The organism is Variovorax sp. V35, assembly GCF_041154465.1.
GTDB classification, from domain to species: domain Bacteria; phylum Pseudomonadota; class Gammaproteobacteria; order Burkholderiales; family Burkholderiaceae_C; genus Variovorax; species Variovorax boronicumulans.
Genome location: NZ_AP028666.1, coordinates 6,054,957 through 6,068,218 on the forward strand (window position 1 = coordinate 6,054,957; position 13,262 = coordinate 6,068,218).

The window sequence follows — 13,262 nt, forward strand, 5'->3', positions numbered from 1 at the left end:
TCCTTTTTTGGAGAGCGAGAGAAAGAGAGAGAAAGAGCGCTGGTGCTCAGGGAATCTGGCTCCAGCGCTGGTTGGCCCCGCCATGGCAGGCGTAGGTGGACAGCGCCGTGCCCTGCGTGGTGGTCGAGCCGGGCACATCGAGGCACGCACCCGAAGACACCCGGTTGCGCAGCGTCGCCCCGACCACGCTCCACTGCGTGGCCGCGCCCGCCGTGCACGCCAGCTGCACCACCGGGCCGCCGCCGGCATTGGTGTTGCCCTGCGCCAGGCACAGGCCGCTGTGCTTCGCGACGAACTGGCTGTAGCCGCCGCTGCTGTTGACGGTGAAGGTCTCGTTGGCGCCGTTGCCGCAGGCCCACTGCACCACCGTGGCGCCGCTGGCCGTCGAGCCGCCCGACACGTTGACGCACAGGTTGTTGACCTCCGAGCGGATGCGCGTGTCGATCGCCGGAGCGGTGTCGAACGACTTCACGTACTCGCCGAGTGCCAGCAGGTCGGCCGCCGGCAGGCCCGATGCATTGCCGTGGCCGCCCGCGAGCACGTCCTGCAGCGTGGCCTTCTGGCCGTTGTGGAAGAAGCTCGGGTTGCTCCAGGTGCCGTAGAGCGTCGGGGTGTCGAAGCCCACGCCGGCCAGCGGCTGGTTGCTGCCCTTGCCCGACGAGAGCTGGATCGTGCCCACGTCGTGCCGCAGACCGTCGCGCAGGCTGCCGGCCGTGTGGCAGGTCGCGCACTGGGCCGTGTTGAACACGGTCTGGCCGCGCACCGCGTCCACACTGAGGTTGCCGTCCGCCGCGCGGGCCGGGCTGCGCATGTACTTGTTCAGCGAGTTCAGGTAGGCCGCGAGATCGTCGAGCTGCGCGTTGCGGCCGGCCTTGGGCACGCCGAGCGGGTCGCCCGTGGCCGAGAAGTCGGCGTTCGTCAGGAAGCCGGTGCCGCCGAATTCGTTGCGGATGTCGTGCTCGAAGTCCTGCACCTCGTCGAAGTTGGCGGTCCAGTGCAGCTTGCCGTGGCCCGTGCCGCGCCGTCCCTGCAGGCTGATGGTGCGGCGCAGGCCCTCGCCGCGCTGGGTGAAATCCCACACCATGCCGTCGTCGCTGCCATCGGCATGGCAACTCGCGCAGGACATGTAGTTGTTCATGCTCATGCGCCGGTCGGACGCGTTGTAGAACACCTGCTTGCCGCGCAATGCCGCGGCGGCCATCGGCTCCTGCGCGACCGTGGTGATGTTCTGCAGGAAGGCCGGGGCGGCCGACTCCGAGGACAGCACCTGCGCCACGTCGTGCACCGACACTGAGCGCGCCAGGAAGTTGTTGACGTACAGCCGCTTGCGCGCCGCATCGAGGTACAGGCCGTGCGGCGCGCTGCTGGCGTTGATCTCGCCGCGCACCGAGCGGTTGTAGGCATCGACGATGGCGATGCGGTTGCCTTCCATCTGCGCCACGAAGATGTAGTCGCCGGCCGGCGAGTACAGCGCGGCGCGCGCGGGGGCGCGGTCGTTGAAGTCGAGCTGTTCGCTGAACATTTCCGCGGCCGTCTGCAGGTTCACTTGCGACAGGATGGAGCGCACGGTCTTGTCGTGCTCCAGGGGCAAGCCGTCGCGGAAGGTGCCGCGCACGATGTTGTCCTTCTTCGAAGGCAGCAGCGCACGCGCGCCGTCGGGCGAGATCACCACCTGGCTCAGGTAGTTGGGCACGCCGCGCGAGGCGGCCTCGGTGTCGACCGTGGTCGTGTCGACCGCCAGGGCGATGGTGGTGGCGCTGCTGAAGCTCTGCAGGTTCACCTTGTGCAGTTGCCCGCCCGTCATCTTCGACTTGAAGCGCGTCACGTAGGCCGATTGCGAACCCGCGTCGACCGCGATGCCGCGCACGCTGCCTTCCAGGGCGAGCGTGCCCGTGGCGGCGCCGGTGGTCGGGTCGAAGCTGACCAGGGCCGACTTGCTCTCCAGCGTCAGCAGGCCCTTGGTGCCATTGGGCGTGAAGACGACGCCGTACGGGCCACTGCCGTAGGCCAGCGGCACCGTCGTCGACAGCGTGCCGTCGGCCGCGTTGAGCGCCACCAGCTTGTCCTCGCCCTGCACCGTGACCCAGATGCGGCCGTCCGGCCCCACGGCAAGCGTCCTCGGCTCATCGCCCACGCGCACTTCCCAGCGCTTGGCGAAGGTCTGCGCGTCGATGGCGGCCACCGTGCCGCTGTCGGGGTTCACCGAGTACACCGCGTTCGCATCGCCCGCGATGTTGGTCGTGTGCGTCGGCGCCGCCGCCGTGACGGGCGCGATCACCGTGAGGTTGTAGGTGTAGAAGGTCTCCTGGCCGTTCGCGGCCTTCACCGTCAGCGTCACGGTGTAGTGGCCGGGGCTGCTGTAGGTGTGTGTGACGCCGGGTTGCGAGGCGTACGCGCTCTGCGTGCCGTCGCCGAAGTTCCAGCGGAACTGTGCGCCGGTGGCACCCAGCGTGGCCGGGTTGAAGTTCAGCTGGCCGTTGACGATCTTCGGTGCGCCCACGATGCCGGGATCGCCGATCACGGCCTGCGCCCGCAGCGCCGCCACATCGGTGTCGCCGAGCACGCGGCCGTACACGCGCACTTCGGCCAGTGTGCCCTTGAAGAGTGCGGCGTTGCCCTGGATCTGCCCCAGCAGCTGGAACTTGGTCGACAGGCCCTTGGTGCCCGTCGGGCCGGTCGAGGTGGTCTTCACGCCATCGACGTACACCGCTTGCGCGCCCGAGGCCGCGTCGCGCGTGAGCACCACGTGGTGCCAGTTGCCGTCGTTCACGGCGCTTTGCGAGCGCGTGCCGGCGTGGTCGCCCACCGACAGCTTGATGTTGCCGGTGCTGTCGAGCCAGCCCCAGAACACGTCGTCGACGCCCGGCGACTGGTCCCGCCCGAAGATGCCGGGCGCGGTCCACGAGTTCGCAGCGCCGGCCTGCGTGGTCTTCATGTAGAAGCTCAGCGAGGCGGTGCCGCCCAGCGTGGTGGACACGCTGTCGTTCTTCAGCTGCACGCCCGCGGTGCGGTTCGCGAAGTTCAGGCCGATGCTCTCGAAGGCATCGCCGGTGGCGGGCGTGCCGTTGTTGGCGCTGATCTGGTCGCCCAGGTTGCCGGTCAGCGCCCAGTGGTGCATCAGGTTGATGTCGTTGGCGTTGCCGGTGTTGAAGGTGGAGCGGTAGTCGGCCGCAATGGCATTGCCCGCATAGTCCTTCAGACCATTGGCGGGCAGGAACACCTCGTAGGCGGTGCCCGGCTGCAGCGGCTGCGCGGGGTGGAAATTGACGATGCCCAGTTGCACGCTGTAGGTGCCCGCCAGCGTGTTGCCGCCCACCGGGCGCACGATGAAGGTGTTGCTGTTCACGCTCTCGGGCCGGATGCTGTCGGTCATGCCCAGGCCGATGCGCGAGGTGAGGGCCTGCTGCTTCGCACCGTTCACGGGCGAGACCTGCTTCACTTCGGGTTTGGTGGTGTCGGGGTCCACCGCATGCACGATGAAGCCGCTGCCCGAGCCGTGGTCGTTGCCGACGTAGATCAGGTTGCCGAACGGCGACACTTGGCCATGGTCGGAGCTCGAGAAATCGGGATGCGTCGTTGCGAACAGTCCGCCGCGCCCGACTTCGACGTGGTTGAGCGGGTTGCTCACATCGACCTTGTGGATGTAGTTCTGCGCGCCCTGGAACACGAAGTTGTCCTGCGTGCTGCAGTACAGCTGCTGGTTGATCACCAGCCGGTTGTCCTCGGCCACGAAGCGCGAGCGGTCGCTCAGGTCGTAGCCGTACATCTTGCCGCCGTTCTCCTGCGCCGAGGCGTAGACCTTCTTGCCGTCGAAGCAGGTGGAGTAGTAGCTGGCGGTGGACCCGGAGACGGTGTCGAGCACCTTGGGATTCAGCGGGTCCGAGATGTCCAGGCTGGCGAAGCCGCTGGTGTTGGTCATGGACGTCAGCACCATGTGGTTGCCCATGGTGAAGATCGGCCCCACGCGAAAGCCGCCGAGCTCGCCGGTCGGTATCGGGTTGGGCTTGCCGGCGCCACGGTTCGCGAGCACTGCGTTCGCGGGGTCCGTGGCGTCGATGACGAACACGCCCTGCTCCGCCGCCGCCACGTACAGGTAGGGCGCCTGCCACCACAGCTGCCAGCTCACGTTGTTGTAGTCGCCCTTGTTGACGTTGGGCAGCACCAGCTTCTTCACCTGCTTGACGTCGTTGATGTCGGTGAAGTCCCAGAACTCCACGCCGAAGACGCTGGGCACGGCGACGTACTGCTTGCCGCCGATGGTGGCGATGCCGATGGAATGCGGCTCCCTCAGTTCCTTGGTGCGGCCGTCCGGCTCGTAGATGCGCTTGACGAGCCGCAGGTTGCGCGGATCGGAGACGTCGTAGAGCAGGAAGCCACCGGGGCCCAGCCCGCCGTCGGGCGTGAACGTCGTCAGGAAGTAGCCGTTGATCATGAGGCCCACGTTCTGGCCGTAGTGGTACTTGGTGTACCCGGCGGTGGGGTGCGTCACGCTGCCCCCGGGGATCTTCGGCACGTCGGCGCCGGTGCCTGCGCCGACGCCGGTGTCGACCTCCTCCTTGATCATCGAGATGGGCTTGAACAGCTCGGCCTGCGTGTAGGTCAGGTTGCCCAGTCCGGGGCCCTGCAGCGGCAAGGGATCGGCCACCAGGTCAGCGGCCGCGGAGGCCATGCTGGTGGCGGCCTTCCTGATCGTGTCGAGGGGGTTCACCCCGGTGATCGCCGCATGCGTCAGCAACGCACAGCCGAACAGAAAACCTACCGCAAGAACTTTCTTGGTGCTCATTTTCATCCTCGCAAATTCGATCGGACGCCATCTTTCGGTGGGAAAAGATTCGACCGGAATCTAGCAGCGGATGCGTGCGCGAACGGCATTGAATTTCGAAGGGAGAGTTCGAATATTTAGATCATTGCTCAGGGTAAATGGTGATGTTTTGGCATAGGTTGTGCTTCAAAGTTCGGGCCTGAAAAAAGTGAATTCATTGCCCACCGATCGCCCATGAAGGAACACCCCATGTCTCACGCCGGTCTTGTTGTCCAGCGCCAGCCCCGCCTGTCCAAGCGCAGCCTGCTGGGCGCTTCGCTGCTCGCGATGCTGTGTGCCGCACTGCCTCACCCCAGCGCCCACGCGCAGGGCCCGCGCAACTTCGCCACGCTGGCGATGGTGGCCGAGCCGCAGACGCTCGACCCGATGGCCTCCACGGCCGACCTGGTCGGAACCATCATGCAGCACGTGTACGAGACGCTGTACACCTTCGATGCCAAGTGGAACGTGGTGCCGATGCTGGCCGAAGGCATGCCCAAGATCTCGGCCGACGGCAAGACCTACGCGATCACGCTGCGCAAGGGCGTGGCGCTGCACAACGGGCGCGAACTCACGGCCGACGACGTGGTCGCCAGCCTGCAGCGCTGGATGGACCAGTCGCCGCGCGGCAAGGCCGTGGGCAAGGAAATCGAGAGCCTCAAGGCCAAGGGCCCGCTCAGCGTGGAGATCGTGCTGAAGGCGCCGTACGCGCCGCTGCTGTCGCAGCTGGCTTTGCCCAGCAATGGCACCGCCGCGATGATGGCCAAGGAATCGATGGCCGCGCCGCTGAAGGACTTCGTCGGCACCGGCCCCTACAAGTTCAAGGAGCGCCGCCCCGACCAGTTCGTGCTGCTCTCGCGCTTCGACAAGTACGCCGCGCGCAAAGAGCCCGCGAGCGGCTATGGCGGCAAGCGCGAAGCGGTCATCGAAGAACTGCGCTTCGTGCCCGTGCCCAACGCCAGCACGCGCGTCGAAGGTGCACTCGCGGGCCAGTACGACTTTGCCGACCTGCTGCCGGTGGAAGCGCTGCCGCGCCTGGAGAAGGCCAGTGGCAAGACGCTGCCGATCATCACGCCCGCTTTCGGTTTTCCGCTGGTGGTCTTCAACACCAAGGAAGGTCCGCTCGCCAGCCAGGCCGTGCGCCAAGCCCTGCAGACGGCGATGGGCCAGGGCGAGATGCTCGCGGCCGGCTTCGGCGACACGCGCTTCTTCACCGCGGAAGCAAACCACTTTCCCAAGAGTTCGCCGTTCTACTCGGCCGCGGGCGCCGACCAGTACAACCAGCGCAACGCCACCAAGGCGAAAGACGCCGCGGCCAAGGCCGGCTACAAGGGCGAGCCGATCCGCGTGCTCACCAGCCGCCAGTACGACTTCCACTACAACATGTCGCTCTTGATGGCCGAGCAGCTCAAGCGCGCCGGCTTCAAGGTCGACCTCAACGTGGTCGACTGGGCCACGCTCACCCAGCGCCGCAACGACCCGCGGCTGTGGGAAATCTTCATCACCCATTCGGGGCTGTTCCCCGAGCCCATGCTGTCTCCACCTCAACTGGGCGACGGTGCACCAGGCTGGTGGGACTCACCCGCCAAGAAGGCCTCGCTCAGTGCCTTCAACACCGAGAGCGATCCTGCCAAGCGTGGCGCGCTGTGGGGCAAGGTGCAGCAGGTGGTGTACGACGAGGTGCCGTACATCAGCGTCGGCAAGTTCAACGCCCTCTCGGCCAAGAGCCTGGCGCTGGACAACTACCAACCCACGAACTGGCCCTTCTTCTGGAATGTGAAGATCAAGTAGGAGGCGCGCTTGTTCCGTTTCATTGCCTCGCGCTTCGCCGGCATGCTCATCGTGCTGGCGCTGGTGGCCGTGCTGGTCTTCGTACTCACACGCGCCGCCTCGGGCGACCCCATCTCCGTGCTGCTGGGCGACCAGGCCACCGCCGCCGACATCGCCCGCGTGCAGAAGGACTACGGCCTGGACAAGCCCCTGCCCGTGCAGTTCGGCTACTGGCTGCGCGAAGTGCTGCAGGGCAACCTGGGCACCTCGATCTTCCTGCAGCGCCCGGTCACGCAGGCGCTGTGGGAGCGCGCAGAACCCACCACCTTGCTCGCGCTGCTGGCCGTGGCCATCGCAGCGCTCATCGGCGTGCCCTGTGGCATCGTCTCGGCGGTGTTCCGCGGCCGCGTGGTCGACCAGTTCTTCACCGGCATCGCGATGCTGGGCGCCAGCATTCCCAGCTTCTGGCTGGGCATCGTGCTGATCCAGATCTTCGCGGTGTCCTTCGGGTGGTTCCCGGTGTCGGGGTACGGTGCGCCCGATGCGCCCTTCGCCGAACGGCTGCACGCGCTGGTGCTGCCCGCCACCGTGCTGGGCCTGCTGAACTCCGCGCTCATCATCCGCTTCACACGCGCCTCGATGCTCGACGTGCTGGGCGAAGACTACGTGCGCACCGCGCGCTCCAAGGGCCTGAGCGAGAAGGTCGTCGTCTTGAAGCACGCACTGCGCAACGCGCTGGTGCCCATCGTCACGGTGATCGGCCTGACCGTTGCACTCATGATCGGTGGCGCCGTCATCACCGAGACCGTGTTCGGCCTGCCCGGCGTGGGCAATTTGGTGGTCAACGCCGTGCTGCGACGCGACTACCCGGTCATTCAAGGCGCGCTGCTCGTGATTGCCGCGATCTACGTGCTCATCAATTTCTCGATCGACCTGCTGTACGCCGTCGTCGATCCGCGCGTGAAGGTCTGAACGATGCGCATGCCTCGAATGCTCCGCCAGCTGATGCACCGCCGCATCGTGATGGTCTCCGCCCTGGTGCTGCTGGTGATTGCCGTGCTCGCGGTCGGTGCGCCGCTGTTCGCGTCGGCCGACCCCAACGACACGGCCGTGCTCCAGCGCCTGAAGGCGCCCAGCGCCGAACACCTGCTGGGCACCGACGAACTCGGGCGCGACATGTATTCACGCATCGTGCATGGCGCGCGCTACTCGCTGGCCATCGCCGCACTCACCGCGCTGGGTGCCGTCATCGCCGGCACCGTGCTGGGTTTGATGGCAGGCTTCTTCCGCCGGCTCGACGCACCCTTGATGCGCGTGGTTGACGCCATGATGTCCTTCCCCGACATCCTGCTGGCCATCGCGCTGGTGGCCATCCTCGGGCCGTCGCTGATGAACACCGTGCTCGCGCTGGTGCTGGTCTACACACCCCGCGTGGCGCGGGTGGTGCGGGCTTCGACCTTGGTCGTGCGCGAACTTCTCTTCGTCGAAGCCGTACGGGCCCTGGGCGTGCGCACCTCGCGCATCCTGTGGCGCCACATCCTGCCGAACCTGATGTCGCCGATCCTCGTGCAGGTGTCGTTCATCTTTGCCTACGCCATCCTGGCCGAGGCGGGGCTGTCGTTCCTCGGTGTCGGCGTGCCGCCTGAGATCCCCACCTGGGGCACCATGGTTGCGGGCAGCCAGCAGTACGCGCACCAGGCCTTCTGGGTCGTGCTGTTCCCGGGCCTGGCGATCATCTTCACGGCGCTGTCGCTGCAATTGCTCGGTGATGGCGTGCGCGACCTGCTCGATCCGAAGCTCAAGAAGACCTCGTGATGACGAACGCGAACAACACCCCACGCCTCACGGTCACCAACCTGAGCACGAGCTTCCCTACTGAGGACGGATTGATCCGCTCGGTGGCCGATGTAAGTTTCTCGATCCAGCCCGGCAAGACCACCGCGCTGGTCGGCGAATCGGGCTCGGGCAAGTCGGTCACCAGCCTCACGCTGATGCGCCTCTTGCCCAAGACCGCCAACGCGCAGGTCAGCGGCTCGGCCTCTTTCGTCACCCGCGAAGGCAAGACACTCGACCTGCTGCAGATCGGCGAGCGCGAGATGCGCTCCCTGCGCGGCAACCAGCTGTCGATGATCTTCCAGGAGCCCATGACCAGCCTGAACCCGGTCTTCACCATCGGCGAGCAGATTGCCGAGAGCGTGCGCCTGCACAAGGGGCTCGACCGCAAGGCGGCCTTGGCCCATGCGCTGCGCATGCTGGAGCTGGTCGAGATCCCGGCCGCGGCCCAACGCATCCACGAGTACCCGCACCAGCTGTCGGGCGGCATGCGCCAGCGCGTGATGATCGCGCTGGCCATGGCCTGCGACCCGACGCTCTTGATCGCCGACGAGCCCACCACTGCGCTGGACGTGACCATCCAGGCGCAGATCCTCGAACTCATGCGCCGGCTGCAGGCCGAGACGGGCATGAGCATCCTGTTCATCACGCACAACCTGGGCGTGGTGGCGCACCATGCCGACGACGTGGTGGTCATGTACTCGGGCCGCGTGGTCGAGCGCGCGCCGGTGCGGCCTCTGTTCGCGCAGCCCGAGCACCCGTACACGCAGGGCTTGTTGGCCTGCCTGCCGGGCAAGGCGCGGGTTCCTGGGCAACCCAAGCCCAAGCGCTTGTTCGCCATTCGCGGGCAGGTGTCGAGCCCATTGGCCCCGCCGCCGGGCTGCGCCTTCGAGCCGCGCTGCGACCAGGCGCTGCCCGAATGCCGCAGCGCCATGCCGCCGCTGATCGACATCCGCCAGGACCGCCAGGCGCGCTGCGTGCGCGTGCAGCCCGACCAACCGCTCGCGAGGGTCGCATGACCGCTGTTTCTGTTTCTTCTTCTCCTTCTTCCTCGCCCCTCATCGAAGTCCGCGGCCTCAAGAAATACTTCGGCAGCAGCGAGCGCCCGGTGCGCGCAGTCGACGACGTGTCCTTCGTGATCCACCCCGGCGAGACGCTGGGCCTGGTCGGTGAGTCGGGCTCGGGCAAGAGCACCATCGGACGCACCGTGCTGCGCCTGGTCGAGCGCACCGAGGGCCAGGTGCTGTACCGCGGCGACGACATCGGCGATCTTTCGGGCGAGCGCATGCGCAAGCTGCGCAGCAAGCTGCAGATCATCTTCCAGGACCCGTACGCCAGCCTGAACCCGAAGATGCGCATCAGCGCCATCCTGGGCGAGGCGCTGTCCACGCACGGGCTGCACAAGGGCGCCGCGGCGCGTGACAAGCGCATCGCCGAACTGCTCGAAACCGTGGGCCTGCGCCCTGAGCATGCCAGCCGCTTTCCGCACGAGTTCTCGGGCGGCCAGCGTCAGCGCATCGGCGTGGCACGCGCGCTGGCCGTGGAGCCCGAGTTCATCGTGGCCGACGAGCCGCTGTCGGCGCTCGACGTGTCGATTCAATCGCAGGTCATCAACCTGTTGGCCGACCTGCGCGAGCGCCTGGGCCTGACCATGCTCTTCATCTCGCACGACCTCGACGTGGTCGAGTACCTGTGCGACCGCGTGGTGGTGCTGTACCTGGGCAAGGTGATGGAAGTGGCCACCACCGAGGAGCTGTTCGCGAACCCCTCACACCCCTACACGCAGGCCTTGCTGGCCGCGAGCCCGAAGCCCGACCCTGAGATGGCCACCGAGCGCATCGCACTGAAGGGCGACATTCCCAGCCCGATCTCGCCGCCCTCGGGCTGTGTGTTCCGCACGCGCTGCCCGCATGCCATCGAGGCCTGCGCGCAGACGGTACCGCCGCTCGAGGAGATTTCCGCAGGACACTACAGCGCCTGCATCCGCAAAGAACTGCTCTCCAACACCGCCGTTGCACGACCATGACCGACATTTCTTCCTCGACTCACGACTTCATCGACCCGCTGCTGAGCGACCGTTTCAAGGGCTACCCGCGCACCCAGCCGCCGCGCCTGCGCAGCGAAGTCGGCGCCGCCGGCTGGAACGTGCTGGCCGGCGACCTGCCGCTGCCGCTGGCCGTGCTCAAGCGCGAAGCGCTCGAACACAACCTCCAATGGATGCAGGCACGCGTGCGCGAATGGGGCATCGACCTGGCGCCGCACGGAAAGACGACGATGTCGCCGCAGCTGTTCCAGCGCCAGCTCGACGCCGGCGCCTGGGGCCTGACCTTTGCCACCGTCACGCAGCTGGCCGTGGGCGTGGCCGCTGGCGCGCGCCGCACGCTGATCGCCAACCAGGTCGTGAGCGACGAAGACCTCGCGGGCATCCAGCTGCTGCTGGCCGACCATGCGGACCTGCGCGTCGTGTTCCTGGTCGATTCGATCGCACAGCTGGCGCTGATCGAAGACTGGTCGAAGCGCCATCCTGCGAGCGTGCCTTTCGAGGTCATGCTCGAGATCGGCATCGACGGCGGACGCACCGGTTGCCGTACGCATGCGGAGGCAGTCGCCGTGGCCAGCGCGGTGCGTGCCAGCAGCGCCGCGAAGCTGGTAGGCATCGAGAGCTACGAAGGCCTGAATGCCACCGGGTCCACCGAGCAGGACACCGCCTTCGCCAAGGCCCTGATGGACCGGATCGAAGCCGTGGCCCGCCACTGCGACACGCACCAGCTGTTCGAAACCGACGAGGTGCTGGTCTCGGCCGGTGGCTCGGCGATCTTCGACCTCGTGGCGGGGCGACTCAAGCCTGCGCTGGGCTCGCCGGTGCGCGGCCTGCTGCGCTCGGGCTGCTACGTCACGCACGACCACGGCTTCTACAAGCGCATGGTGAATGTGGCGGATGAGCGCATGGGTTGCGAGTGCGGCGAAGGGCTGACGCCTGCGATGGAGGTCTGGGCCAACGTGCAGTCGCGGCCCGAGCCCGGCCTGGCGATTCTCTCGGTGGGCAAGCGCGACATCTCTTTCGACATGTCCATGCCCATCCCCATTGCGCACGCGGCACGCGGTGCATTGCAGTCGCACGCTGTGCCCACCAGCTGGAAAGTCACGGCACTGAATGATCAGCATGCCTACCTGCGCTGGGACGCGAGCGACGAAGCGCAGGCACCGGTCGTCGGCGACCGTGTCGGCCTGGGCATCTCGCACCCCTGCACGACCTTCGACAAGTGGCATTGGATGCCCGTGGTCGAGAACGACTACCGCGTGAGCGATGCGGTCGTGATTCATTTCTGAGCCAGGCGACGCATTCCCCCATGAACACACAGAAGAACAGCGCGACGCTGCTCGAAGGCGGCCTCGTGGTCGACGGCTCGGGCGGCCCTTCGTGTCCCGGTGACGTGCTGCTGCAAGGCGACCGCATCGTGGCGCTCGGCGAAGGCCTGCGCGCGCGGCTGCCCGAAGGGCTAAACATCGCGGACGTCGACGTGGTCGACTGCCGCGGCAAGGTGATCGCGCCCGGCTTCATCGACGCACACACGCACGACGATGCCATCGTGTTGCGCGACCCGCTGTGCCTGCCCAAGGTGTCGCAGGGCATCACCACCGTGGTTACGGGCAACTGCGGCATCTCGCTGGCGCCGTACCGCACGCCGCAATCGAAGCCGCCGCTCACGCTGTTGGGCGCGGACTCGTTCAAGCACGCAACCATGGCCGAGTACCGCGCCGCCGTCGATGCGACGCAGCCCGCACTCAACGTGGCTGCGCTCGTGGGCCACACCACGCTGCGCTTCGCGGCGATGCAGGCACTCGACCGGCCCGCGAACGGCGATGAACTGGCGCACATGGCCGCGTTGCTCGACGACTGCATGGCCGCGGGCGCGCACGGCCTGTCGTCGGGGCTGTTTTACGAAGAAGCGTTTGCAGCACCGGCCGAAGAGGTCACCGCGCTTGCGCGCGTCGTGGCACGCCATGGCGGCGTCTACGCCACACACCTGCGCAGCGAGATGCAGCAGATCATCGAGGCGATGCACGAGGCCGGTGACTCGGCGTTCGAGGCCGGCGTGCCCTTGATCATCTCGCACCACAAATGCGCAAGCCCGGCCAACTGGGGCCGCACCAAGGAGACGCTGCCGCTGATCGACGCCCTGTCGCAGCGCCAGGAGATCGCGATGGACGTGTACCCCTACGTGGCCGGCTCCACCGTATTGCGCGAGGACATGGTGGACGGCGTCATCGACGTGCTGCTGACCTGGTCCGAGCCCCACCCGGAGATGACCGGGCGCCTCATCGCCGACATCGCGCGCGAGTGGGGCACAACGGAGAAAGAGGCCAGCCTGCGCCTGAAGCCCGGCGGTGCGTGCTATTTCCTGATGCAGGAAGAAGACGTGGAGCGCGTCATCGCACATCCGCGCAGCATGATCGGCAGCGACGGCCTGCCGCACGACCGGCATCCGCACCCGCGGCTGTGGGGTGCGTTCCCGCGCGTGTTCGCGCGCTACTGGCGCCAGCGCAAGCTCTTCACGCTGGAGCAGGCGGTGCACAAGATGACGGGCATGACCGCGCGCAACCTGCGCATCGCGGATCGCGGCCTTCTGCGCGTCGGCGCGATGGCCGACGTGGTGGTGTTCGACCCCGAGACCATCACCGACACCGCCACCTACGACAAGCCGCTGGGCGTGAGCGAAGGGATCGAACGCGTGTTCGTGAACGGCGTGCTCGCGTACCGCGGTGCGAACGAGGCGCGCGTGCTCGCGCGCGCAGGGCGCATGCTGACACGGCAGCCACGCGCCGCGAACTGAGCGTCGCCGCGCCCCTTCCCTGC

At 67.2% G+C, this 13,262-nt stretch carries 8 protein-coding genes; 7 read left to right on the top strand and 1 reads right to left on the bottom strand.

Translation table 11 applies throughout. The features are described from left to right. Positions 1-46: 46 nt before the first annotated feature. On the bottom strand, positions 47-4,789 hold the full coding sequence (locus tag ACAM42_RS27935; protein ID WP_369630094.1) for an RICIN domain-containing protein: 4,743 nt from the start codon (positions 4,787-4,789) through the stop codon (positions 47-49). A 222-nt stretch (positions 4,790-5,011) separates the two neighbouring features. On the opposite strand from ACAM42_RS27935, the gene ACAM42_RS27940 reads away from it, so the two are divergent. The 7 genes from ACAM42_RS27940 to ACAM42_RS27970 are packed head-to-tail and all read left to right on the top strand — an operon-like array spanning position 5,012 to position 13,239. Beyond that, positions 5,012-6,592, top strand: coding sequence for an ABC transporter substrate-binding protein (locus ACAM42_RS27940; protein ID WP_369630095.1), 1,581 nt, complete (start codon positions 5,012-5,014; stop codon positions 6,590-6,592). 9 nt (positions 6,593-6,601) lie between these two features. Continuing rightward, entirely contained in the window at positions 6,602-7,543 is a 942-nt protein-coding gene (locus ACAM42_RS27945) for an ABC transporter permease (protein ID WP_095746728.1), read from the top strand. 3 nt (positions 7,544-7,546) lie between these two features. Further along, positions 7,547-8,386 (top strand): ABC transporter permease, encoded by an 840-nt coding sequence (locus ACAM42_RS27950; protein WP_095951032.1) that lies wholly within the window; start codon positions 7,547-7,549, stop codon positions 8,384-8,386. Then, a complete protein-coding gene (locus ACAM42_RS27955; protein WP_369630096.1) occupies positions 8,386-9,423 on the top strand; it encodes an ABC transporter ATP-binding protein in 1,038 nt (345 codons plus the stop codon). Before ACAM42_RS27950 ends, ACAM42_RS27955 begins: the two co-directional genes overlap by 1 nt. Next, on the top strand, positions 9,420-10,430 hold the full coding sequence (locus ACAM42_RS27960) for an ABC transporter ATP-binding protein (RefSeq protein ID WP_369630097.1): 1,011 nt from the start codon (positions 9,420-9,422) through the stop codon (positions 10,428-10,430). The genes ACAM42_RS27955 and ACAM42_RS27960 overlap by 4 nt, the downstream gene beginning before the upstream one ends. Then, on the top strand, positions 10,427-11,734 hold the full coding sequence (locus ACAM42_RS27965) for an alanine racemase (RefSeq protein WP_369630098.1): 1,308 nt from the start codon (positions 10,427-10,429) through the stop codon (positions 11,732-11,734). Before ACAM42_RS27960 ends, ACAM42_RS27965 begins: the two co-directional genes overlap by 4 nt. A 20-nt stretch (positions 11,735-11,754) precedes the next feature. Beyond that, the gene (locus tag ACAM42_RS27970; RefSeq protein ID WP_369630099.1) at positions 11,755-13,239 is read left to right on the top strand and encodes an amidohydrolase family protein; all 1,485 of its coding nucleotides are present in this window, start codon (positions 11,755-11,757) and stop codon (positions 13,237-13,239) included. Positions 13,240-13,262: the final 23 nt, after the last annotated feature.

Bases quoted from the DNA above. Each gene is read 5' to 3' on its own strand.
- ACAM42_RS27935 (WP_369630094.1), bottom strand. From the start codon at position 4,789: ATGAAAATGAGCACCAAGAAAGTTCTTGCGGTAGGTTTTCTGTTCGGC.
- ACAM42_RS27940 (WP_369630095.1), top strand. From the start codon at position 5,012: ATGTCTCACGCCGGTCTTGTTGTCCAGCGCCAGCCCCGCCTGTCCAAG.
- ACAM42_RS27950 (WP_095951032.1), top strand. From the start codon at position 7,547: ATGCGCATGCCTCGAATGCTCCGCCAGCTGATGCACCGCCGCATCGTG.
- ACAM42_RS27955 (WP_369630096.1), top strand. From the start codon at position 8,386: ATGACGAACGCGAACAACACCCCACGCCTCACGGTCACCAACCTGAGC.
- ACAM42_RS27960 (WP_369630097.1), top strand. From the start codon at position 9,420: ATGACCGCTGTTTCTGTTTCTTCTTCTCCTTCTTCCTCGCCCCTCATC.
- ACAM42_RS27965 (WP_369630098.1), top strand. From the start codon at position 10,427: ATGACCGACATTTCTTCCTCGACTCACGACTTCATCGACCCGCTGCTG.
- ACAM42_RS27970 (WP_369630099.1), top strand. From the start codon at position 11,755: ATGAACACACAGAAGAACAGCGCGACGCTGCTCGAAGGCGGCCTCGTG.